The organism is Rhizobium anhuiense, from assembly GCF_003985145.1.
GTDB lineage: Bacteria > Pseudomonadota > Alphaproteobacteria > Rhizobiales > Rhizobiaceae > Rhizobium > Rhizobium anhuiense.
On record NZ_ML133528.1, the window covers coordinates 125,755 to 149,020 of the forward strand.

Consider the following 23,266-nt stretch of genomic DNA (forward strand, 5'->3'; position numbering starts at 1 on the left):
GGTATGGTTACCGGGGGTGGAGCAGACGTGACACAAGGAGGAGAGGTCCATGATCGGACTGGAAGAGGTCAGTCATCGCCATGATGACAGCGCGACGCTGAAAGAAGCCAATCGAATTCCCGCCGGATCGCCTATCCTCGAACTCAAGGGCCTGCAGAAGAATTACGGTCATGTGCAGGCGCTGAAGCCAGCGACGCTGACCTTCCTCGCCGGCGAAATCCACGCCATCGTCGGCGAAAACGGCGCCGGCAAATCCACCCTGATCAAATTACTGACCGGCGTCATCACCCGCACGGCCGGCGAAGTGCTGTGGTGCGGCCAGCCGGTGGGGCTGTCGACGCCGAACGAGGCGATCGCCCGCGGCATCAATGCCGTCCACCAGGAAGTCGTGCTCTGCCGGCACCTGACGGTCGCCGCCAATCTCTTCCTCGGCGACGAGGTCAACCGCTACGGCCTGATGCGCAAGAAGCAGATGGAGAAGATGGCGCAGGCCGTGCTCGACGATCTCGGCTTCGGCCTGCCGGCCGGTGCGCTGTTGAGCTCGCTGACGATCGGCCAGCAGCAGCTGGTGGCAACGGCGCGCGCGGCAATGCGCGGCACGCAGTTCCTGATCTTCGACGAACCCACCGCCTATCTCACCCGCCAGGAATCGGCGCAGCTCTTCAAGCTGATCCGCCGCCTGCAGGGCGAAGGCGTCACCATCGTCTATATCAGCCACCGCATGGAAGAAGTCTTCGAACTTGCCGACCGTGTCTCGGTGCTGCGCGACGGCACGCATGTCGGCACGCGCCTGATCGGCGAGACCAACGATGCCGAGCTGATCGCGCTGATGATCAACCGCTCGATCGAACAGATCTACCACAAGGAAGAGATTGCGATCGGCGAGACGATCCTTGCCGTCAACGGCCTTTCCGGTCCGGGCTTCGAAGATGTGTCGCTGAGCGTCAAGGCGGGCCAGATCGTCGGGCTCTACGGCCTGATCGGCGCCGGGCGCAGCGAATTCGCGCTCGGGCTCTATGGACGCCAGCCGACGACATCAGGCGATATCCAGTGGATGGGCAAGCGCGTCGACATCAAGAACGAACGCACCGCCATGGAGCTCGGCATTGCGCTGGCGCCGGAAAGCCGGCGCGACCAAGGGCTCTGCCTCAACCTGCCGATCGGCCTCAACATCAATCTGCCGGTGTTCGGACGGCTGAGCCACGGACCTGTGATCAACCATGCGCGCGAGTCGGCCAATGCCGACAAGCAGATCCGCGATCTCAGCATCAAGACGCCGAGCCGGCGCGTTCCGGCCTCCAGCATGTCGGGCGGCAACCAGCAGAAGATCGTCATCGGCAAATGGCTGAGCCATGGCGCCCGGCTCTTCATCTTCGACGAACCGACTGTCGGCGTCGACGTCGGCACCAAGGCGGAAATCTACCGGCTCTTCGCCAAGCTTCTGAAGGACGGCGCGGGCATCATCCTGATCTCTTCCTACCTGCCCGAAGTCTACGAACTGGCTGACCGGCTGCACGTCTTCCGCGCCGGCAAAATCGTCGCCAGCCATGATTTCCACGCGGCGACGCATGAAGAAGTGCTCAGCGAAGCGATCGGCGTCTGAGCCAAAAGAATAAGAGGGAGAAAATTCATGACTGCCACCCCCACTGAAATCGTCGCACCGCCGCCGCGCCGGAAAATGAACATCCTGTTCGGCCTGACGCTGATCGGCCTGCTGATCTTCCTCTGGATCGTGCTCGGCGTCGTCACCCCGAGCTTCTGGACGCCGCTCAACATTTCGAACCTGCTGCGTCAGGGCGCGATGACGGCGATCCTCGCACTCGGACAGACCTTCGTCATCATCACCGCCGGCATCGATCTTTCGGTTGGCGCCATCGTCGGCTTCTGCACCGTCATCATCGCCTGGCTGCTGCAGGCCGGCGTGCCGCTCTGGGGGGCGATCGCGCTGACGCTCGCCATCGGCGTGGCGATCGGCGCCTTCCATGGCTTCGGCATCGTTCATATGGGCCTGCCGCCGTTCATCATCACGCTGGCAACCCTGACATCGCTGCGCGGCATCGGCCTGCTGATCACCAACGGTTCGACGATCAACATCACCAATGAGGGCTTCAGCAATTTCGCCCGCGCCGATCTGCTCAGTATTCCGAGCCTGTTCTGGATGGTCATCCTGGTGGCGGTCCCCTCCTTCATCTTCCTGCATCTGAGCCGTTGGGGCCGCTATCTCTTCGCGGTCGGTTCGAACGCCGAGGCGGCGCGCCTTTCCGGCGTCAACGTCAAGGGCATGATCTATCTTGCCTATATCCTCTCGGCCTCCTTCGCCGCCTTCGTCGGCGTGCTGCTTGCCTCGCGCATCGCCATCGGCAATGCAACGCAGGCCGACGGCTGGGAACTGCAGGCGATTGCCTCGTCCGTCATCGGCGGCACCAGCCTGTTCGGCGCGGTCGGCTCGGTGCACGGGCCGCTGATCGGCGCTTTCATTCTCGCCACCATCAACAACGGCGCGAACCTTCTGAACGTCAACTCCTTCTGGCAGCGCATCATCACCGGTCTGCTGATCATCGTGATCGTGTTCTTCGACCAGCTGCGCCGCCGCCGGAGCAATTGAGCGACATGAGACAGCCGGCTTGAACGAGCCGGCTTCTTCCATTCAAGGAATGCGAGACCCGTCATGAAAGCAGTTCTTTGCCGGGAGCCCGGCGTGCTCGATATCGTCGAGCGTCCTTCGCCAGCGGCTCCCGCCGCCGGCTGGGTGCGGCTTGCCGTCAGCCATGTCGGCATCTGCGGCACCGACTACCACATCTTCGAGGGCAAACACCCCTTCCTCGAATATCCCCGGGTGATGGGGCATGAGATCTCGGCGACGGTGCTGGAAGCGGGCGACGGTGTGGCGATCGCGGTCGGCACGCCCGTCATCGTCAATCCCTATCTCTCCTGCGGGCAATGTGTCGCCTGCCGTCAGGGCAAGCCGAATTGCTGCACCAACATCAAGGTGCTCGGCGTCCATACCGACGGCGCCTTCTGCGAGGAGATTTCGGTTCCATCGGGCAATCTCTATCCCGCCAAGGGCCTGAGCCTCGAGGCGGCGGCAACGACCGAGTTCCTGGCGATCGGCGCCCATGCGGTGCGCCGTTCGATGACCGGCCCCGGTGCGCGGGCGCTCGTCATCGGCGCCGGGCCGATCGGGCTCGGGGCGGCGATCTTCTCGCGCATCGCAGGACATGAGGTGACGCTGCTCGATACCAGCACCGAGCGGCTGCAGATGGCCTCGGAGCGCTTCGGCTTCACCTCCGGCATCGTTGCCAACGAGGCGGCAGCGGAGAGCGTTCGCGCCAAAACCAACGGCGACGGCTTCGACGTGGTCTTCGATGCGACGGGTTACGGCCCTTCGATGGAAAAGGCCTTCTCCTTCGTCGCTCATGGCGGCGCGCTGGTGCTGGTCAGCGTCGTCAAGGACGATATCCGCTTCTCCGATCCCGAATTCCACAAGCGCGAGATGATGGTGATCGGCAGCCGCAACGCCACCCGCGTCGATTTCGAGCATGTCGCGGATTCGATCGCCAAAGGCCTCGTGCCGGTGGAGAAACTCATCACCCACCGCACGACGCTTGCCGACGCGCCGCGCGATCTCGCCCGCTGGGCGCATGAGAAGAATGGGTTGATCAAGGCTGTCATCAGTATCGGGGGTTAGGCAGCGTCGGAAAAGTCCTGCAGAGTTAGGCGCTTATTTTGTCATGTTCGCCGTACTTGCTGCGTAGGTTCCCCCCACACTCGTCATCCTCGGCCTTGAGCGGAGGATGACGAAACGGGGTGCAATCGACAAAATGGGGCCCCCTGTCCCCACGCGCCGTTATCCTGCGGCCACCTCGATCGCCCTGCGCATCTCCCTCGCAACGGCGACATCCGTTTTGTTGGTACTCTTCGCCTCCAACCGGCGCGCAAGATGTCGCGCAACATTTCTCAATCAAAAAGCACACAGACGAATGCGGAAGTGTCCATAAGTGGGGGCCGCCGGATAGCCGGCAGATCTTCGTCGATTGAGTGATGGAAAGGGTCGAGCGATGAAAATGCGAATTGCTTCCTTGGCAATGGCTGCGGCGCTGACAATGCCACTTGCGGTGCCGGCCCGCGCGCAGGTGGTCATCCAGGAAGGCCAGGGATCGGAGTTCTATTCCGATCCTGACGATAACCAGACGGAAACGGATTTTCTGCAGCGATGGAATCACCACCACGACCAGCGAAGCGGATGGCGCTCGGGTCGGGACAATTTCGGCCCGGACGATGCGGTTCGCCTCCTTGAGAGACGTGGTTACCGCGTCAGAGATGTGAAGGACGTGGGTGAACGATATCTGATCCGAGCATGGCGAGACGGGGACGATCTCCTGGTGAGCGTCTCCCGCAGGGGCGATATCATGGGCGTCGTGCACGATCGCGAGTGATGGGCCGTCTTTGCTGTCCCTCACGCCGATGGGATGAAGGGCTGTCTCGATGCTGGCGCGGGCTACAAATTCTAACCTACCGCCTCGATCGCCCTGCGCATCTCCCTCACAACCGCGACATCCGTCTTGTTCGTGCTTTTCGCCTCAAACCCGAAGGCCACCGCGCGCGGATCGGCGCTTTCGACCGGTGAACTGCAGGAGCCGTGGACCTCGCGGGCGCCGGTCGCCTGCAGGATCTCCCCGACATTTGCCGGGCGGATGCCGCTGCCGGGCATGATCGAGATGCGGCCGGCAGCCTTGGCCGAAATGCGCTTCAGCGTCTCGAGGCCGTCGGTGGCCTTCAGCGCGCAGCCGGAGGTCAGGATGCGTTCGCAGCCGAGTTCGACCGCCTGCTCCAACGCCTGATCGGCATCCGGCACCAGATCGAAAGCGCGGTGCAGCGTCGAGCCGAGGCCGGCCGCATGCGCCTTCAAGCGGTGGATCAGCGGCATGTCGAGCGTCCCGTCCGGCCGGTTGGCGCCGATGACGACGCCGGCGAGGCCTGCTGTGCGCACCGCGTCGATATCGATCATCATCGCTTCTTCGTCCGCCTTGTCGAAGATGAAGGGACCGGCATGCGGGCGGATCATCGCATAGACCGGAATGGGCGCGCGGGCGGCGATCCGCATCAGGCTCGGTAGCGGCGTCAGCCCGCCGAGTTCCAACGCCGAGCAGAGTTCGATGCGGCCGGCGCCGCCTTCGATCGCGCTGGCAAGGCCTTCGGCGCTGTCGACGCACACTTCGAGCAAGATGGTCACGCTGCAGTCTCCCTGGCTCCGGCGTCCGCCTGCCTTTTGGTTTGCGCGACGGTTTCCGACGTAATTCTCGCCGCCGCCTCGATGATGACGGTGCAGGCATCGGCGGCGGCTTTGCGATGGTTGAAAGCGACGTGATAGGACATCGGCAGGTGCACGTCGAGATCGACGATGCGCACCTTGTCGGCGATCGGCAGGGCGCTGACCCGACCGAGGAAGGAGACATAGCCGTGATTGGCGACGAGGTCGACGATCACAGGCAGCGAATCCGCCGCGGTGATATCCTGGCCGCACAGGCGCCGGTTGGGCGCGCGCTCGTAGCTGAAGGCCATGGCCGCATGGCCGAGGCCGGTGCGTGGGCTCGGCATGCAGATCGCATGGCCGGCGACGAGATCGGCGACGCTCATCTCGGTGCTGTCAGGTGGCGCGATCACCACCATGTCGGTCTGCAGCAATTCGCGATGCCGGAAGCTTTCGAGGCCGAAGACCGAGTCCAGGATCGCCACGTCGATGCGACCGTTCTTCAGCGCCTCGCGCAGATCGTCGGCGGTCATCGACACCAGCGAGATCGCATTATTGTTGCGACGGGCATTCCATTCGGAGACCAGCACGCCCAGGCAGCGCGCCACCCAGCTTTCCGAGCCGGTCGGGATGATCGAGCCGATGCGCAGCGATCGGGCGGTGCGTCGGTAACGCTCGTCGGCCGACGATTTCAGGTCGTTCCATGCCTGGCTGATCGCCATGAAAATCTGATAGGCGCGCCTGCCCTCTTCCGTCAGCACCGAGCCCTGCGCCTGCCGCTCGAACAGCCGAGCACCCAGAAATTTCTCAAGATTGGCAAGCTGCAGTGAAAGCTGTGGCTGACCCAAGCGAAGCCGGCGGGCGGCCCGGTTGATGCTGCCCTGGTCGGCCACTTCCAAAAAACGCTCCATGGTGACGATCTTGACGGGGATGCGGGATGCCCAGGTCTCGTAGGCCTCGGCGGCGCCGTCATGGCCGGTCAGTTGGCCGAGCTCGGCAATCGCAGCCATGATCGGCTCCAGCCCGTCCAGCACCCTGCCGCTCGCAATCAGCGTCACCAGCTCGCCGGAGGCGCGCTCGGTCAGTTTTATCGCCAGTTCGGTCTCGAGATTATGGATTGCGGTGGAGACAGTGGAGGGTGACAGCTGGAAGCGGCGCGCGGTCTCGCGCACCGAGCCGGATGTCAGCACATGGCTTGCAATGAACAGGGCACCAAGATGCAATGGCCACCTCCGGAAAGCGCTGAAAAAACCGGACGATATGATGTGTTCATGAAAAAAGATATCCCTGCCTCAGAATAGGCGGGCTATCGTTTCCGTCATAAAAAATCCGGGCGCCGGGAAACCGTGAAAGAGCACCGGAGCATCGTGGAAACACGCAAGGGGACAAAAACAAATCGCGCCGGCCTTGGAAAAGGGAATGCGTTTCCGCGCGTGGAGGTGCATTCGCCGCCATAATCGTGCCGCGACCGCAAATACTGGAGGGGGCTTGCATCGATTTTTCGGGTGGGCACGCTATTTCCATGACGCACGCAATTCCGGCATGATGGCGGCCTCGTCGCCCTCGCCGGCGGATCTTCTGCGCGCAAGCCTACCGCCAAGGGCTTGAGCCTCATTCAACGGTGTTAACACAGGGGATATTCCATGCTGAAGAAACTCGCACTTGCCGTCTCGCTCTCCGCCTTCGCGGTGGGTGCGGCCCAGGCCGCCGACGTCGTCGTCTCGTCGAAGATCGACACCGAAGGCACGCTGCTCGGCAACGTCATCGCGCTCGCGCTCGAAGCCAACGGCATCAAGACGCAGGACCGCATCGCGCTCGGCGCGACACCGGTCGTGCGCAAGGCGATCACCGCCGGCGAAATCGACATCTATCCGGAATATACCGGCAATGCCGGCTTCTTCTTCAACAAGGCGGATGACGCCGCCTGGAAGAACATCGACCAGGGCTATGAGCTGGCGAAGAAGCTCGATTACGACGCCAACAAGATCGTCTGGCTGACGCCGTCGCCTGCCAACAACACCTGGGCGCTCGCCGTGCGCAATGATGTCGCCCAACCGAACAAGCTGAAGAGCCTGACGGACTTCGGCAAATGGGTTGCCGGCGGCGGTGCCGCCAAACTTGCCGCCTCCGCCGAATTCGTCAATTCGGCCGGTGCGCTTCCCGCCTTCCAGACGACCTATGGCTTCCAGCTGAAGCCCGACCAGACCGTCGTTCTCTCCGGCGGCGATACGGCGGCGACGATCAAGGCGGCCGCCGACCAGACGAACGGCGTCAATACCGCGATGGTCTACGGCACCGACGGCGCGATCGAAGCGGCCGAACTAACCGTTCTCGAAGACGACAAGAACGTGCAGCAGGTCTATGCGCCGACGCCGATCATCCGCGAAGAGGTGCTGAAGGCCAATCCGAAGATCGAAGAGGTGCTCTCGCCGATCTTCAAGAGCCTGACCGCCGACGAATTGCGCAAGCTCAACGCCAAGATCCAGGTCGACGGCGAGCCGGCAAAGTCCGTCGCCGAAGCCTATCTCAAGGAAAAAGGCTTCCTGAAATAGTCATCGCTCGCTCCGCCCGATTTCGGGCGGAGCCTCCCTTTGCTGATAGGATTGAGCGGACAGGTTGGCAGACAGGGTTGAATTGATGGAAGAAACCTCAGCGGTCCGCAGGCTGGACCGGCTCGGCGTGGTTCTGGTGGCCGGCGGCATTGCGGCGACGGCACTGATGCCCTTCATCTATGTGAAGGCGAACCGTATCGCCGCCGGCAAGCCGATGCTGCTCACGCAGCTTCTTCCCCAGCCTTCCGTCATCATCCTGACCGTGCTTCTCCTTCTCACCGCTTTCGCCGCGCTGCTGCTCACCAACGCGCTCGCCCGGCTTACGGTCGCGACACTCTGCCTTGCGGCGCTGATCGTTGCGATCGGGCTCGTCTCGGCGGCGGCGACGCCGTCCGGCAGCACGGTGGCGCGCATGACGCCCGGCGGCGGCTTCTGGGTGCTGTTTGCCGTCATCGGGCTCGTGATATCAGATGCGCTTGTCAAAATCCGGCTGGCGCCGTGGATGCGGGTCGCAGCCCTTGCGGCCTATACGGCGCTGCTGTTCCTCTCGCTCACGTCAGGCCTGCTCGACAGCCTTTCGATCATGAAGGAATTTTCCACACGGGCTGCGCAATTCGAGACCGAGGCGATTTCGCATCTGCTGCTGGCCTTCGGCTCGCTCGCCATCGCCATCATTCTCGGCCTGCCGCTCGGCATCCTCTGCTTCTGGGTGCCGAAGCTGCGGGCCATCGTGCTGCAGGGGCTGAGCCTCATCCAGACGATCCCGAGTCTGGCGCTCTTCGGCCTGCTGATGCTGCCGCTCGGTTATCTCGCCACCCATGTGCCGCTGGCCGCTGCCATCGGCATCCGCGGCATCGGCACGGCGCCGGCATTGATCGCACTGGTGCTCTATTCGCTGCTGCCGATCGTCGCCAACACCGTCGTCGGCCTGCAGGGCGTCGACCCCGCGGTACGCGACGCGGCCGCCGGCATGGGACTGACGCGCTTGCAGATCCTGACCCGCATCGACATGCCGCTCGCCTTCCCCGTCATCCTCACCGGCATCCGCATCGTGCTGGTGCAGGCGATCGGCATGGTGACGATCGCCGCGCTGATCGGCGGCGGCGGCTTCGGCATCTTCATCTTCCAGGGGCTCGGCCAGACGGCCATGGACCTCGTCCTGCTCGGCGCCGTGCCGACCGTCTTCTTCGCCTTCTCATCGGCCGTCATCCTCGATGCGGTCATCGACAGCATCCGGGGATCCGCCGCATGAGCATGATCGAGATCAGGAACGTCACCAAGCGCTACGGCACGGCCACCGTCGTCGACAATGTCTCGATGAACGTCGAGAAGGGTGAGATCACCGTCATCGTCGGCACCTCGGGCTCGGGCAAATCGACGCTGATGCGGATGATCAACCGGCTGGTGCCGATCACCGAAGGTCAGATCTTCGTCGGCGGGCAGAATGTCGTGGACGTTGAGGTGACCGAGCTTCGCCGCAAGATCGGTTATGCCATCCAGGGCCACGGCCTGTTTCCGCACCGCACCGTGGCGCAGAATATCGCCACCGTCCCGCAGCTCCTCGATTGGGATTCCGCCCGCATCGCCAAACGGGTCGAGGAACTGCTCGGGCTTTTCAACCTCGATCCGGCGACCTTCGCCGACAAATACCCGCACCAGCTTTCCGGCGGCCAGCAGCAGCGTGTCGGCGTCGCCCGGGCGCTGGCGGCCGAGCCGGAACTGCTGTTGATGGACGAACCCTTCGGAGCGCTCGACCCAGTCATCCGCGGCAAGGCGCAGGACGATCTGCTGGCGATCCAGAAGCAGTTCGGCACGACGATCATTCTCGTCACCCACGACATGGACGAGGCCTTCCATCTCGGCAACCAGATCGCTGTCATGAGTCAGGGCCGATTGCTGCAATGCTCGACGCCGGAAAAGATCCTCACTGAACCGGCCGATCCCTTCGTGCAGCAATTGACCGGCACCTCCGACCGGGCGCTGAAGCTGATGTCGCTGCTGCCGCTCAAGGAAAGCATGGCGCCGGCAAAAAGCGGTCTCGCCTATGCCCTGCCGCAGTCGCTCAGCCTGCGTGATGCGCTGGCCGAAATGATCTGGCAGGGGGTCGACGAGGCGGCCGTTGAGAACGGCGAGAAGGCGGCTGTCGGGTCGATCTCGATGAGCCGGCTTCTCGAACTGGGCCGCAAGGCATGAAACTCCTCGTCGCCAACCTCTTCCGCCTGGCGGCGCTCGCCCTGCTGTTGATCCTGCTGTTCAGGACGGAGTGGCTTTCCTTCCTGCTCACGCCGTTGACCAACAACAATGCGCCCGCCGTCTATACGCAGAACAGCCTTGCCTCGCTGGCCGTCGGCCATCTGCAACTGGTGATCGGCTCGATTGTCTGCAGCGCCGTGCTTGCCGTTGTCGGCGGCATTTTCGTGACGCGGGAAAGCGGGGCTGACTTCCTGCCGCTGTCGCGCGCCATCGCCAATGCCGGGCAGACCTTTCCGCCGGTCGCGGTGCTGGCGCTCGCCGTTCCCGCCACCGGCTTCGGCGCCATGCCGACGCTGATTGCGCTCTTTCTTTACGGCCTGCTGCCGATCTTCGAAAACACCGTCGCCGGCTTGAAACAGGTTTCGCCGCAGGTGCTCGATGCCGCCGACGGCATGGGCATGAACGGCATGCAGCGGCTGTTTCGCGTCGAGCTGCCGCTTGCCCTGCCGCTGATCCTCGAAGGGCTGAAGGTTGCGACCGTCATCAATATCGGCACGGCGACGATCGGCTCGACGGTTGCGGCAAAGGGTCTCGGCGAGGTGATCATCGCCGGGCTGATTTCAGACAATACCGCCTTCATTCTGCAGGGCGGCCTGATCGTCGGCCTGATGGCGGTGCTGATCTATGACGCCATGGGCCTCGTCGAAGCGGCGATCACCCGAAGAATCGGCTTGCGCCCGGCGTAAAGGGACGGGTACCAAGTGCCACAGCGTCCTTTGCGCGTCTGAAAAGACGCGCGGCGCCGTCGTGGAATGGGAGGCAGAATTGGCGAAGATGATCCACTCGATGATCCGCGTTCTCGACGAGGCGCGCTCCGTCGACTTCTACGGCAAGGCCTTCGGCCTTTCGGTCGCCGACCGCGTCGATTTCGAAACCTTCACGCTGATCTATCTGAGCAATGCCGAGACCGGCTTCGAGCTGGAGCTGACCGTCAACAAGGGCCGGACCGCGCCTTACGAGCTCGGCAATGCCTATGGTCATCTCGCCGTCTCGGTCGAAGAGGTGGCGGTCGAACGCAAACGGCTGTCGAAGCTCGGGCTTCATCCCGGCGAACTGGTGGAGCTCAACCGCGACGGCAAGCTCTTCGGCCTGTTCTTCTTCATCAGCGATCCCGACGGCTACAAGATCGAGGTGCTGCAGCGCCACGGCCGGTTTCTCTGACGCTTCTTGCGGCGACATAGTTCCACTCCACACCTAATCCCACAGCTTCGAGCGGCATGAATCAGGAGCCCGCCCATGATCGAGAAGACCGCGCTCAATTCCGGCTGGACGCTTACCTGTAACGATACAGGAAGATCCGGCCTGCCGGCCGCGATACCCGCAACGGTGCCGGGCTGCGTGCATCTCGACCTGCTCGCCAACCGGCTGATCCCCGATCCCTATATCGACGTCAACGAGATCACCAATGACTGGATCGGCAAAACCGACTGGACCTATCGCTGCAGCTTCGAGGCAATGCCTGATGATGGCAGGGTATGGGAACTCGTCTTCGACGGGCTCGATACGGTCGCGGTGCTCTCCCTCAACGGCGAAGAGATCGGCCGCACCTTCAACATGCACCGCACCTATCGCTTCGATGTGTCGGGGCTGCTGAAGGCCGGGAGCAACGAACTCACGGTCGCCTTCCGCTCGGCCTACGCCTATGGCGCGGAGATGGAAAGGCATTACGGCTACCGCCCCAACAACTATCCGGGACCGGGCAATCTGATGCGCAAGATGGCCTGCAATTTCGGCTGGGACTGGGGGCCGACGCTGGTGACGGCGGGGCTCTGGAAGCCGGTCCGGCTGGAAAGCTGGGATCGGGCGCGGCTTGCCGAAACGCGCGTATCGGCAACGCTTGCCGGCGGCGATGGGTTGGTGAAGGTCCATGCGAAGCTGGCGCGGCATGGCGATCATGAGCCGTGCCAGCTCGTCGCCGCAATCGGCGACGTGACCCAGACGGTGGCGATCGATGCTGATGAAGACGAGATCGTCTTCGAGCTTGCCCTCCCCTCGCCGCAGCTGTGGTGGCCGCATCATCTCGGCGCGCAACCGCTCTATCCGATGACGCTGAGGCTGGTCGACGAGGCCAGCGGCGATCTGCTCGACAGCTTTGAACGCGAACTCGGCTTCCGCTCGCTCAGGCTCGACACCTCGGCCGACGAACACGGCTCGGCCTTCACCTTCGTCATCAACGACGTGCCGCTGTTCATCTGCGGGGCGAACTGGATTCCGGACGATTGTTTCCCCCCGCGGGTGACGGACGAGCGCTATGCGGCGCGGATCGAGGAGGCAAAGGCCGCCAACATCCACCTGCTGCGCGTCTGGGGCGGCGGCATCTTCGAGCGGGATGAATTCTACGCGGCTTGCGACCGCATGGGCATGCTGGTCTGGCAGGATTTCCTCTTTGCCTGCGCCGCCTATCCGGAAGAGGAGCCGCTCAGAAGCGAGGTCGAGGCGGAGGTGCGCGACAATGTCGTGCGGCTGATGCCGCATGCCTCGCTGATCCTCTGGAACGGCAATAACGAGAACATCTGGGGCTTCGACGAATGGGGCTGGCGGCCGATCATCCAGGCCGGCGAAAGCTGGGGGCTCGGCTATTATCTCGGCCTGCTGCCGAAGCTCTGCGGCGAACTCGATCCCGACCGGCCCTATTATCCCGGCAGTCCTTACTCCGGCTCGATGGAGATCGAACCCAATGCCGACGGCCATGGCTGCAAACACATCTGGGACGTGTGGAACGATGTCGGCTACGAGGTCTACCGCAATTATATCCCGCGTTTCTGCTCCGAATTCGGCTGGCAGGCGCCGGCCGCCTGGGCAACGATCGAAGAAAGCGTGCATGACCAGCCGCTGACGCCGCAATCGAACGGCGTCTTCCACCATCAGAAGGCAACCGAGGGCAATGACAAGCTGATCCGCGGCCTTGCCGGCCATCTGCCGGAGCCGCAGACGATGGACGACTGGCATTTCGCCACCCAGCTCAACCAGGCGCGCGCCATCCGCTTCGGCGTCGAGCACATGCGCTCGCACCGGAATGTCTGCAAGGGTGCGGTGGTCTGGCAGTTCAACGATTGCTGGCCGGTGACCTCATGGGCGGCGCTCGATTCGGCCGGCCGCCGCAAGCCGCTCTGGTATGCGCTGAAGGCAGCCTATGATCCGCGCCTGCTGACGATCCAGCCGCGCGGCAGCGGGCTTGCGGCGGTGGCGGTCAATGAACGCACCCTGTTCTGGCGGGCGAAGATCAGCGGCAAACGCCTGAAGCTCGACGGCACCGTGCTTGCCGCATTCGAATTCTGGCGCCTGCTCTGCGACCGCTTCGAGGCCAAGGAATTTCCGCTGCCCGAGGATATCGTCACTCCCGGCTTACCGAAGGACGAGCTCATCGTCGTGCAGATGCTGGACAGGCGCGCCTTCCATTATTTCGTCGAGGATATCGAGCTTGCCTTGCCGCCACCGCGGCTGGCGGTCGATGTCACCAGCATCGAGAGTGGGTATGCAGTGCGGGTGACGGCGCAAAATTTCCTCAAGGATCTCTGCCTGATGGCGGATCGGCTGGATCCGGATGCCGTCGTCGATTCGATGCTGGTGACGCTGTTGCCGGGCGAGAGCCATGTCTTTGCGGTCAAGACGGCGAAGGCGATCAGGGCAGAGGATATTGTCATCGGCACCGTGCTGCGATCGGCCAATGATCTTGTTGTCGGTTCGCGCTAGCTGCCCCTCACCCTAACCCTCTGCCCGTAAACGGGTAGAGGGACGAGCCCTGCGAGAGCGATGTGGGAACGGAGAGGTCGCGGTACATCCCCATCGCCCCGTTTACAGGGAGAAGGTAGCGGCAGCCGGATGAGGGGCTGCCGAGCCACGACATTTGTCACCAAACACCAAAAAGGCCCCGCATGCCGCGGGGCCCTTCCAGCTCGGCCTATCGGACGACGTTACATCCAGTAGGGCGGCACGCCGTAGTAATCATAGACCCGGCGGCCATTATCGTTGTACCAGGTGTCGTCATCGTCCGAATAGCTCGGGGCGCCTTCGATCTGCTCCTTGGTCAGGTCGATGCGATAGCCGTCCAGTTGGGTGTCGTAGTTCAGCTTTTCCCAGGGAAGCGGATAGTGATCGTGGCCGATGCCCAGGAAGCCGCCGAAGCTCAGCACGGCATAGGCGACGCGGCCGTCGAGTTTTCCGATGATCAGGCGTTCGATCGAGCCGATATGCCTGCCATCCGAACCATAAACACGGGTGCCTTCGACACGGTCGCTGGCGATCATCGCATGCGTGCCCTCGACGTTCGGGTCGCGGCGGGTGGCGTCAGTATCCTGGTTCAACATTGTGCACCTCCTTTTGGTGTTTCCTCATGGTGAGTCTGCAGGATCAACGTCATGGCCGACTCAAAGTTCCCCAGCCTTCCCACGATCCGGCGATGGCCGAATGTTGACGTTTACGTCAAGGTTAGTATAGCTTCATTCGGCTTGAACCGTTCAGGCAATGGCATAAGCTGCCGGACTGGAAGACGGAGGATCTTTCCGGTCAATATGGGCCAGACGATTGCTGGCTCAGCGGCGGCCGCAAGGGAGAGAGGATACGATGAACAGCATTTCCGTCCATCCGAACGGAGCCAAACCCGACAAGCCCTGGCTTGCCAGCTATCCCGATGTCGTTCCGGCCGAACTCCCACCTCTGGAATATGCCTCGCTTGCCGAAATGCTGGAAAAATCCTGCGCTCGTTACGCCGACCGGACGGTGTTTTCCAGCATGGGCAAGGCGATGCGCTATCGTGAACTGGAGAGCAAGACGCGCAAACTCGCCGCCTGGCTGCAGAGCATCGGCCTCGAGAAGGGCGATCGCGTCGCCGTGATGATGCCGAACGTGCTGCAGAACCCGATCGCCACCTACGCCATCCTGCGCGCCGGCCTCGTCGTGGTGAACGTCAACCCGCTCTATACGCCGCGCGAACTCGAACATCAGCTGCGGGATTCCGGCGCCAAGGCGATCTTCGTGCTGGAGAATTTCGCCCGCACGGTGGAGCAGGTGCTCAACAAGACGGATCTGCGCCATGTCGTCGTCACCTCGCTCGGCGAAATGCTGGGACCCAAGGGGCTGATCGTCAATTTCGTCGTGCGCAAGGTGAAGAAGCTCGTTCCCTCCTGGTCGATCCCGCAGCACAAGAGCTTCGGCCAGGTGCTGCGCGAAGGGGCGGGAAAGAAGCTTGCGCCGGTGACGCTTGCCGGCGGCGATATCGCCTTCCTGCAATATACCGGCGGCACGACGGGCGTTGCCAAGGGCGCGGTGCTGACGCATGCGAACCTGCTCGCCAACAAGCAGCAGCTGTCACTCTGGCTCCGCTCGGCCTTCGAGCGCAAGAAGCAGCCGGAGGTGCTGAATTTCCTCTGCGCCCTGCCGCTCTACCATATCTTTGCGCTGACGGTGAATTCGCTGATGGGCATGTCGCTCGGCGCCCACAATATCCTGATCGCCAATCCGCGCGACATTCCCGGTCTCGTCAAGGAATTCGGCAAATCCGACGTGCATATCTTCCCCGGCCTCAACACGCTGTTCAATGCGCTGATGAACAATGCCGATTTCGCCAAGCTCGACTTCTCCCCGCTGATCATGTCGCTCGGCGGCGGCATGGCCGTCCAGCGGCCGGTCGCCGACCGCTGGCTCAAGATGACGGGCACGCCGGTGACGGAGGGCTACGGCCTTTCCGAAACCTCGCCTGTCGCCACCGCCAACCGTTTCGATTCGGCCGAGTTCACCGGTACGATCGGCCTGCCGCTGCCCTCCACCGACCTCGACATCCGCGACGAGGAAGGCAATTCGTTACCGCTTGGCCAGGTCGGCGAGATCTGCATCCGCGGGCCGCAGGTGATGGCCGGCTACTGGCAGAAGCCGGAGGAGACGGCGCGGGTGATGACCGACGACGGCTATTTCCGCTCGGGCGACATGGGTTTCATGGACGAACGCGGCTTTACCAAGATCGTCGACCGCAAGAAGGACATGATCCTGGTCTCCGGCTTCAATGTCTATCCGAACGAGATCGAGGAGGTCGCCGCCATGCATGCCGGCATTCTCGAGGCCGCGGCCATCGGCGTGCCGGACGGACATTCGGGCGAGGCGGTCAAACTCTTCGTCGTCAGGAAGGATCCGAACCTGACCGAGGCAGAGGTGAAAGCCCATTGCATCGCCAATCTCACCAACTACAAGCGGCCGCGCTTCATCGAGTTCCGCACCGAACTGCCGAAGTCGCCGGTTGGCAAGATCCTGCGCAAGGACCTGCGCGGCTGAATTTGACGAATTCAAAGTGTTACAACGTCCTATGCACGTCTTTCGGACGCGCGGCGCTCTAATGAAATTGAGGGCCATCCGCTCGCCGCGGGTGGCTTTTTTCTATTTCGGCAGGTGGCTGAACTTGATTTGCGGGTGATAAAGCGAATAGTTTCCGCAACCCTTTCCGCCTCCAAAGGAGCCTCCCATGAACGCCATCGTCGAACAGCTGAAAAGCACCGCTGATGCCACCAAGGCGACCGATATCCGTGCCGCCTTCGCCGCCGATCAGCAGCGCTTTTCGCGTTTTTCCGTTTCGCTTGACGACCTGCTGATGGATTTTTCCAAGACGGCGGTGAATGACGATATCCTCAAGCTGCTGGTGAAGCTTGCCGAAGACGGCGGCGTCGAGAAGAAGCGCGAGGAAATGTTCTCGGGCAAGGCGATCAATTTCACCGAGGACCGCGCCGTTCTGCACACCGCGCTGCGCAACCGCTCCAACACGCCGGTTCTGGTCGACGGCAAGGACGTCATGCCCGACGTCAATGCCGTGCTTGCCGCCATGGGCAAGTTCGCCGACGAGATCCGCTCCGGCGCGCTGAAGGGCGCCACCGGCAAGGCGATCACCGACGTCGTCAATATCGGTATCGGCGGCTCGGATCTCGGCCCCGTGATGGCGACGCTGGCGCTTGCCCCCTTTCATGACGGCCCGCGCGCGCATTTCGTCTCCAACATCGACGGCGCCCATATCGCCGATATCCTGAAGCTGGTGCAGCCGGAAACGACGCTGTTCATCGTCGCTTCGAAGACCTTCACCACCGTCGAGACGATGACCAATGCGCAGACGGCGCGCAATTTCATCGCCAAGGCGCTCGGCGAAGCGGCCGTGCAGCACCATTTCGCCGCCGTCTCGACGGCGCTCGACAAGGTCGCCGCCTTCGGCATCGACAGCGCCCGGGTCTTCGGCTTCTGGGACTGGGTCGGCGGCCGCTACTCCATCTGGTCGGCGATCGGCCTGCCGCTGATGATCGCCGTCGGGCCGGAGAATTTCGGCAAATTCCTCGATGGCGCCCATGCCGTCGACAATCACTTCCGTAAGGCACCGATTACCGAAAACCTGCCGATGCTGCTCGGCCTGATCGGCTTCTACCACCGCAATGTGCTGGGCTACCCCACCCGCGCCATCCTGCCCTACGACCAGCGCCTGTCGCGCTTCCCGGCCTATCTGCAGCAGCTCGACATGGAATCGAACGGCAAGGGCGTCACCATCGACGGCACGCCGGTCGAGGGCAATTCCGGCCCGGTCGTCTGGGGCGAACCCGGCACCAACGGCCAGCACGCCTTCTACCAGCTCATCCACCAGGGCACGAGCATCATCCCGGCCGAATTCATGATCGCCGCCAATGCCTTCGAGCCGGAGCTGCGTCACCAGCACCAGCTGCTCATCTCCAACGTTCTCGCCCAGTCGGAAGCCCTGATGAAGGGCCGCACCTTCGCGGAAGCCAAGAAGCAGCTGACCGACAAGGGTATGGACGACAAGAAGGCCGACTTCATCGCGCCGCACCGCGTCTTTAACGGCAACCGCCCATCGATCACCTTTGTCTACGACAAGCTGACCCCCTACGCCCTCGGCCGCCTGATCGCGCTTTACGAACACCGCGTCTTCGTCGAAGGTGTGCTTTTCCGCATCAACTCCTTCGACCAGTGGGGCGTCGAGCTCGGCAAGGAACTGGCAACCGGCCTGCTGCCGGTCGTCGAAGGCAAGGAAAGTGCGGCAGGCCATGATTCCTCGACGCAGGGCCTGGTTGCGGCGCTGGCAAAGCTGGCGAAGTAATTTGCCCCTCACCCTGACCCTCTCCCCGTAAACGGGGCGAGGGGACGTGCCACGCGAGACGCAGGCAGGGATGGAAAAGTTGCGCCATAAGGGGAGAAGAGCGAATCGAGAGGCCGCGGCATTGTCCCTTCGCCCCGTTTACGGGGAGAAGGTGGCGGCAGCCGGATGAGGGGCGGACGCTGGCTTAAGCCTCAAAAGCCAATCTCACTTGCCCAGGGCGGATTGGCGCCATCCTCAACAGTTTCAGCTGCCTTGACGCGCCTCAACCCTCGCCTTGGCATGATCGTGTGCGGGAGCTTGATCGCCGAAGCCAGGCCGAGCCTCGCCAGCAGCCGGATGAAATACCAACCGAGATCCAGCTGCCCCGGCTCGATGCCGAGCCGCGCCGATTCCGGAAAGGCGTGATGGTTGCCATGGAAGCTCTCACCAAAGGTCACCAGCCCGAAACGCGGCAGGTCATAGCCCTGCACCGCGACACCATCGACGCTCCAGCTCTGATGGCCGTCGCGATGAGCGAAGTGGCCGATCAGCCAGTGTCCGGTTAACGACGCTGATATCCGCACGGCAATACCCCAGACTATCCACGGCAGGCCGCCGAGCGCAAAGAGCACGAGCCCCAAGGGAATCTGCTGCGCCATCCATGTCGCCTCCAGGAAGCGGTAGAAGCGGTTGCGCCGCTCGCGCTCATCGAGGACGAAACGTGGCGGACGGTCCAGCACCACGATGCAATGCATCTGCCAGAAAGCATCGATGAAGAAAGGCCGGCGATGGGCATAGAGGTCATGGCAGTCTCGCTGCCGTTGCGCCCAATCGCGAATATCGTGCGCGTAGATCATGCCGAAGGGACCAGCCATGCCGACCAGCGTCCCGAGATAGACAAGGAAGTGCTCGATCCAGATATGGGTGCTGAACGAGCGGTGGATCAACAGCCGGTGCATGCCAACGGAATGACCGAGGCAGATCGTGAGGGCGGTCAGGAGGATAAAGACAGCAAAAGCGCTCCAGGTGAGGGTCAACGGCCCGCCAATAATGGCGATCAAAGTCATGGCGGTGATCCAGATCGACTTTGCCGGCATCCAGACGACCCTGCCCTTCACGGGATCGCTTCCGTTGTCGATCATCCGCCCCGTGGAAATACTGCTCATGACAAACTCCCTCCTATCGGGCGCATTCTCCACTTGTACATCGCCCACCAATTCATTAATTAAGAAATTACCTAATTACTTTGCGCGAACGGCATTAATTAAGCAATACATTAATTGCTTAATTTGTTAGTGGATCGTTGCGATGATGCCGCAGGCACGGAGACCGGACTTGAACGAAGAGACTTTCGATGACGCTGTGGAAGGCAGCTCCGTCAGCGCCGCCCAGCGGGTATTTCACGCGCTTTCCAGTGCCCCACGGCGAAAGATCCTCGCCTATCTCTCAGCCTCGGGCCTGACCGCCGGCGAGATCGCCGACCGCTTCAGCATGTCCAAGCCGGCCGTTTCGCAACATCTTTCCATCCTCGAAACCGCAGGACTGATCAGACGAGAGAAACAGGGCCAGTTCGTGCACTATTCCCTGATCGAGAACAATCTTGTCAACACGCTCAACGGCTTCGTACAGGAGGTCTGCCCCGTCGGTCGGCCGATCAAGAAGGAAAGCCAGGCGCGCGCCCGCGCGAAAGAATAGCATGGGGCCCGTCGCGCAAAACCGGATTGAACTTTCTTCTAATAGAAAATTTTAGAAAGAATTCTTTCAATCTGCCGCCATCGCCCTAGATTCAAGCAAAATATGTGCGCAGGGTATTTCCGACGACATGGCCTACAAGCCGGGGGCGATGCCCCGTTTCATTGTTTCCGCTGGCGTATGCGCCGGGCCACTCGCGTCCGGATCCGCTCTTTCGCGCCCAGCTCGGGAGATTGCCCGAGACGCTCACCATAGAGCGTTTTCACGATCCTTCTTCACCAAAGGAAATTCATGAGCCGTCTTATCGTCGTTTCCAATCGTGTTCCCATGCCGGCCAAGGATGGGAGCGCCGCGGCCGGCGGCCTGGCGGTCGCGCTGCAGGCAGCCCTGCAGGCGCGCGGCGGCATCTGGATGGGATGGTCGGGAGAGTCGAGCGGAGACAGGGAGCCTGGCCCGCTGTCGCAACTGCAGAAGGGTAACATTACCTATGCGCTGACCGATCTCACCGACACCGACGTCGAGGAATATTATCGCGGATTTGCAAACCGTGTTCTCTGGCCCATCTGTCACTACCGCCTCGACCTCGCCGAATATGGCCGAAAGGAAATGGCCGGTTATTTCCGCGTCAACCGGTTTTTCGCGCACCGGCTGGCGCCGATGATCGAGCCGGACGACATCATCTGGGTTCATGACTACCACCTCATTCCGCTGGCCGCCGAACTGCGCCAAATGGGGCTGAAGAACCGGATCGGCTTCTTCCTGCACATTCCCTGGCCGCCGGCCGACATTCTCGTCACGATGCCGGTCCATGAAGAAATCATGCGCGGGCTCTCGCATTACGATCTCGTCGGCTTCCAGACGGACTACGACCTCCAGAACTTCGCCGGGTATCTCAGAAGGGAAGGCATTGGCGACGACCTCGGAAATGGATCGTTCGATTCACATGGGCGGATATTCAAGGCGGGCGCCTATCCGATCGGTATCGAAACCGCGGGCTTCGCCGACTTCGCCGAGAGCGCCGCAGACAATGTCATGGTGCAGAAGACCCGGCGCAGCATCGAGGGCCGCGACATGATCATCGGGGTCGATCGGCTCGATTATTCCAAGGGCATCATTCAGCGGCTGGAAGCGTTCGAACGCTTCCTCACCGGCAATCCCGCCTATCAGAACAAGGTCACCTATCTGCAGATCACGCCGAAGTCGCGATCGGAAGTTCCCGAATACGAGCATATGCAGAAGATGGTCGCCGAGCAGGCCGGCCGCGTCAACGGCGCCATCGGGACGGTCGACTGGGTGCCGATCCGCTATGTCAACCGTTCGATCAACCGCACCGTGCTCGCCGGCCTCTATCGCCTGGCGACGATCGGGCTGGTCACGCCGTTGCGCGACGGCATGAATCTCGTCGCCAAGGAATATGTCGCCGCCCAGAACCCGGATCGCCCGGGCGTCCTGGTGTTATCGCGCTTCGCCGGCGCGGCTCGGGAGCTGAAGGGTGCGCTGCTGGTCAATCCCTACGATGTCGAAGGCACTGCCAATGCGATTGCCAAGGGCCTTGCCATGTCGCTTGGGGAGCGCCGCGAACGCTGGAGCATGATGATGGAGCATCTGCTCTCTCACGATGTCTCGCTTTGGTGCGAAAACTTCTTGCGGGACCTGGTGACCGCTCCCGAACTTCCCCGGACAATCGCCTGATCGATCAGCGTCCAGCCGTCATCGCAAAAAGCCTCGCACCGTCCCCGGCGCGAGGGTTAAAGCCCGATCTCATGCGCCCAGGGCGGATTGGCGCCGGCGCGGGAGACGGTGACGGCGGCGGCTTTGGCGCCGAGGGCCAGGGCGTTGTGGAGTGCCTTTTCGTCGAGCGAGGCGACCTGAGGCTTGGTCAGCAGACCATCCATCTTCAAGGAAGCCAGGATGCCGGCATCGAAGGTGTCGCCGGCGCCGACCGTGTCGACGACGGTGACGCGTTGGCTCGGGACCGTGACTTTACGCTCCTTGGTATAACCGGAAGCACCTTCCGCACCCTTGGTGATGACGACGAGCTTGGCGCCGTGGGCAAGCCAGTGGGCGGCGAGCGTATCGTGGTCGCCTTCCAAGCCGAACCATTCGAGGTCCTCGTCGGAGAATTTGACGATGTCTGATTTGGCGGCCATGCGCTTGATGCGGGCCATATGCGACGGCTTGTCCTTGATGAAACCGGGACGGATATTCGGATCGAGCGAGATGACGCGGCTTGCGGCTTCGCGGTCGAGAAGCGCCTCGTAGGTTTCGCCGCAGGGGCTGGGGATCAAGCTGATGGCGCCGAAATGCAAGGCTTCGCAATCATCGCCCAGAACAGGCAGGTCGGCCGTGGTGATCATCCGGCCGGCCGTGCCCTCGTCGTAAAAGGCATAGGTCGCCTGGCCATTGACCAGCTTGACGAAGGCGATGGTCGAGGGACGCGGCGTGATGGCGCACGGGCTGTAATCGACATTGCTCGCCTTCAACGTCGCGAGCAGGATTTCGCCCATCATGTCATCGGCAATGCCGGTGAAGAAGGCGGTGGGGATGCCGAGGCGGCCGAGCGCGATCGCGGTGTTGAAAATCGCGCCGCCGGCATAGGGCGCAAAGCCCTTTTCGCCGAGCGTCGTGTCCCTCGGCAGCATGTCGATCAAGGCTTCGCCGCAGCACAAAATCATCGTATTCCTCCCAACAGCACTGATATGTCCATCAATCGATTAAGTGAGCTTTTGTCAACCGGCTAGAGCGAAAGCTCACTAACCCCACCATTCCTGCCCGACCAGGCCAGCGGCGCATCAAGGAAGGCCTCGACCTCCGTCAGCGTCTCGTCGTCAAAGAGCTTCTGCGCCTTGGCGACGGCCAGAACATTGCGCCAGGTGGCGATGTGATGCAGCCGGACCTTGCCGTCGGTAAAGCGCTGTTCGCCGAAGATACCGTAGAAGAACAGCGCAATGCCATGATCGACAATGCCGCCGGCGGCACGAACCGCGTCGATGAACTTGAACATGCTGCCGCCGGCTGTCGTCAGGTCTTCGATGACGAGAACGCGCGAGCCTTCCGGCATGTTGCCTTCGATCTGGGCATTGCGGCCATGGCCCTTCGGCTGCTTGCGGACATAGATCATCGGCAGGCCGAGGCGGTCAGCCAGCAGCGCGGCAAAGGGGATGCCGGCGGTCTCGCCGCCGGCGATACAATCGAACTGCTCGAAGCCGGCATCGCGCAGCAGGGTGCTGGCAGCGAAATCCATCACCGTCGAGCGGATGCGCGGGAAGGAAAGCAGCTTGCGGCAATCGATATAGACCGGGCTCGCCATGCCGGAGGCGAGTTTGTAAGGCTGGGCGGCATTGAAATGCACCGCCTTGATTTCCCAGAGCATCTTGGCCACCAGTTCGGCCATGACGGCGCGGTCGGGAAATGTGGTCTGGATCATGCGGCTCTCCTTCGGCTTGAGTCCTTGGGGGAATA

The 23,266-nt window shown here is 62.4% G+C and carries 20 protein-coding genes; 14 read left to right on the top strand and 6 right to left on the bottom strand.

From position 1 onward, the window contains the following. The first annotated feature begins 49 nt into the window (after nucleotides 1-49). The 4 genes from EEQ99_RS20515 (at nucleotide 50) to EEQ99_RS20535 (ending at nucleotide 4,436) form a co-directional block, all read left to right on the top strand. Nucleotides 50-1,603, top strand: coding sequence for a sugar ABC transporter ATP-binding protein (locus EEQ99_RS20515; RefSeq protein WP_048338242.1), 1,554 nt, complete (start codon nucleotides 50-52; stop codon nucleotides 1,601-1,603). A 27-nt stretch (nucleotides 1,604-1,630) separates the two neighbouring features. After that, the gene (locus EEQ99_RS20520) at nucleotides 1,631-2,605 is read left to right on the top strand and encodes an ABC transporter permease (RefSeq protein ID WP_028757718.1); all 975 of its coding nucleotides are present in this window, start codon (nucleotides 1,631-1,633) and stop codon (nucleotides 2,603-2,605) included. Nucleotides 2,606-2,668: 63 nt separating this feature from the next. Next, on the top strand, nucleotides 2,669-3,688 hold the full coding sequence (locus tag EEQ99_RS20525; protein ID WP_127430994.1) for a zinc-binding alcohol dehydrogenase family protein: 1,020 nt from the start codon (nucleotides 2,669-2,671) through the stop codon (nucleotides 3,686-3,688). Between the two features lie 370 nt (nucleotides 3,689-4,058). After that, nucleotides 4,059-4,436 carry a hypothetical protein gene (locus EEQ99_RS20535; protein WP_028756616.1) on the top strand — a complete coding sequence of 126 codons (378 nt, stop codon included), beginning with the start codon at nucleotides 4,059-4,061 and terminating at the stop codon, nucleotides 4,434-4,436. Between the two features lie 71 nt (nucleotides 4,437-4,507). Here EEQ99_RS20535 and EEQ99_RS20540 read toward each other — a convergent pair whose 3' ends face one another. Both EEQ99_RS20540 and EEQ99_RS20545 read right to left on the bottom strand, forming a co-directional pair. Beyond that, the gene (locus tag EEQ99_RS20540; protein ID WP_127430995.1) at nucleotides 4,508-5,233 is read right to left on the bottom strand and encodes a copper homeostasis protein CutC; all 726 of its coding nucleotides are present in this window, start codon (nucleotides 5,231-5,233) and stop codon (nucleotides 4,508-4,510) included. Continuing rightward, complete coding sequence (locus EEQ99_RS20545; RefSeq protein ID WP_127430996.1) at nucleotides 5,230-6,474, bottom strand: LysR family transcriptional regulator; 1,245 nt, start codon at nucleotides 6,472-6,474, stop codon at nucleotides 5,230-5,232. The genes EEQ99_RS20540 and EEQ99_RS20545 overlap by 4 nt, the downstream gene beginning before the upstream one ends. A gap of 420 nt (nucleotides 6,475-6,894) precedes the next feature. On the opposite strand from EEQ99_RS20545, the gene osmF reads away from it, so the two are divergent. The 6 genes from osmF (at nucleotide 6,895) to EEQ99_RS20580 (ending at nucleotide 13,749) form a co-directional block, all read left to right on the top strand. Beyond that, entirely contained in the window at nucleotides 6,895-7,803 is a 909-nt protein-coding gene (osmF, locus tag EEQ99_RS20555; protein ID WP_028756619.1) for a glycine betaine ABC transporter substrate-binding protein OsmF, read from the top strand. 85 nt (nucleotides 7,804-7,888) lie between these two features. After that, nucleotides 7,889-9,055: an ABC transporter permease gene (locus tag EEQ99_RS20560; protein WP_127430997.1), complete on the top strand. Its 1,167-nt coding sequence runs from the start codon at nucleotides 7,889-7,891 to the stop codon at nucleotides 9,053-9,055. Next, complete coding sequence (locus EEQ99_RS20565) at nucleotides 9,052-9,996, top strand: ABC transporter ATP-binding protein (RefSeq protein ID WP_127430998.1); 945 nt, start codon at nucleotides 9,052-9,054, stop codon at nucleotides 9,994-9,996. Before EEQ99_RS20560 ends, EEQ99_RS20565 begins: the two co-directional genes overlap by 4 nt. Further along, nucleotides 9,993-10,742 (top strand): ABC transporter permease, encoded by a 750-nt coding sequence (locus tag EEQ99_RS20570; RefSeq protein WP_127430999.1) that lies wholly within the window; start codon nucleotides 9,993-9,995, stop codon nucleotides 10,740-10,742. The genes EEQ99_RS20565 and EEQ99_RS20570 overlap by 4 nt, the downstream gene beginning before the upstream one ends. 79 nt (nucleotides 10,743-10,821) lie before the next feature. Then, entirely contained in the window at nucleotides 10,822-11,217 is a 396-nt protein-coding gene (locus EEQ99_RS20575; protein ID WP_047617276.1) for a VOC family protein, read from the top strand. A gap of 75 nt (nucleotides 11,218-11,292) precedes the next feature. Further along, nucleotides 11,293-13,749, top strand: a complete 2,457-nt coding sequence (locus tag EEQ99_RS20580) for a glycoside hydrolase family 2 protein (protein WP_127431000.1) — start codon at nucleotides 11,293-11,295, stop codon at nucleotides 13,747-13,749. Between the two features lie 221 nt (nucleotides 13,750-13,970). Here the strand turns inward: EEQ99_RS20580 and EEQ99_RS20585 are convergent, their stop codons facing one another. Further along, a complete protein-coding gene (locus EEQ99_RS20585; protein ID WP_028756625.1) occupies nucleotides 13,971-14,363 on the bottom strand; it encodes a PRC-barrel domain-containing protein in 393 nt (130 codons plus the stop codon). A 256-nt stretch (nucleotides 14,364-14,619) separates the two neighbouring features. On the opposite strand from EEQ99_RS20585, the gene EEQ99_RS20590 reads away from it, so the two are divergent. Further along, complete coding sequence (locus EEQ99_RS20590; RefSeq protein ID WP_127431001.1) at nucleotides 14,620-16,320, top strand: long-chain fatty acid--CoA ligase; 1,701 nt, start codon at nucleotides 14,620-14,622, stop codon at nucleotides 16,318-16,320. Nucleotides 16,321-16,507: 187 nt separating this feature from the next. Then, nucleotides 16,508-18,133, top strand: coding sequence for a glucose-6-phosphate isomerase (pgi, locus tag EEQ99_RS20595; RefSeq protein ID WP_127431002.1), 1,626 nt, complete (start codon nucleotides 16,508-16,510; stop codon nucleotides 18,131-18,133). A gap of 191 nt (nucleotides 18,134-18,324) precedes the next feature. On the opposite strand, the gene EEQ99_RS20605 is transcribed toward pgi, so the two are convergent. Next, nucleotides 18,325-19,278: an acyl-CoA desaturase gene (locus EEQ99_RS20605; RefSeq protein WP_127431003.1), complete on the bottom strand. Its 954-nt coding sequence runs from the start codon at nucleotides 19,276-19,278 to the stop codon at nucleotides 18,325-18,327. A gap of 169 nt (nucleotides 19,279-19,447) precedes the next feature. Here EEQ99_RS20605 and EEQ99_RS20610 point away from each other — a divergent pair, with 169 nt between their 5' ends. Beyond that, nucleotides 19,448-19,807, top strand: coding sequence for a metalloregulator ArsR/SmtB family transcription factor (locus tag EEQ99_RS20610; protein ID WP_127431004.1), 360 nt, complete (start codon nucleotides 19,448-19,450; stop codon nucleotides 19,805-19,807). 288 nt (nucleotides 19,808-20,095) lie between these two features. Continuing rightward, entirely contained in the window at nucleotides 20,096-21,496 is a 1,401-nt protein-coding gene (gene otsA / locus EEQ99_RS20615) for an alpha,alpha-trehalose-phosphate synthase (UDP-forming) (RefSeq protein WP_047617093.1), read from the top strand. Nucleotides 21,497-21,552: 56 nt separating this feature from the next. Here otsA and EEQ99_RS20620 read toward each other — a convergent pair whose 3' ends face one another. Next, nucleotides 21,553-22,479, bottom strand: coding sequence for a carbohydrate kinase family protein (locus tag EEQ99_RS20620; protein WP_127431005.1), 927 nt, complete (start codon nucleotides 22,477-22,479; stop codon nucleotides 21,553-21,555). A 62-nt stretch (nucleotides 22,480-22,541) separates the two neighbouring features. Further along, on the bottom strand, nucleotides 22,542-23,231 hold the full coding sequence (locus EEQ99_RS20625) for an orotate phosphoribosyltransferase (RefSeq protein WP_127431006.1): 690 nt from the start codon (nucleotides 23,229-23,231) through the stop codon (nucleotides 22,542-22,544). Nucleotides 23,232-23,266: the final 35 nt, after the last annotated feature.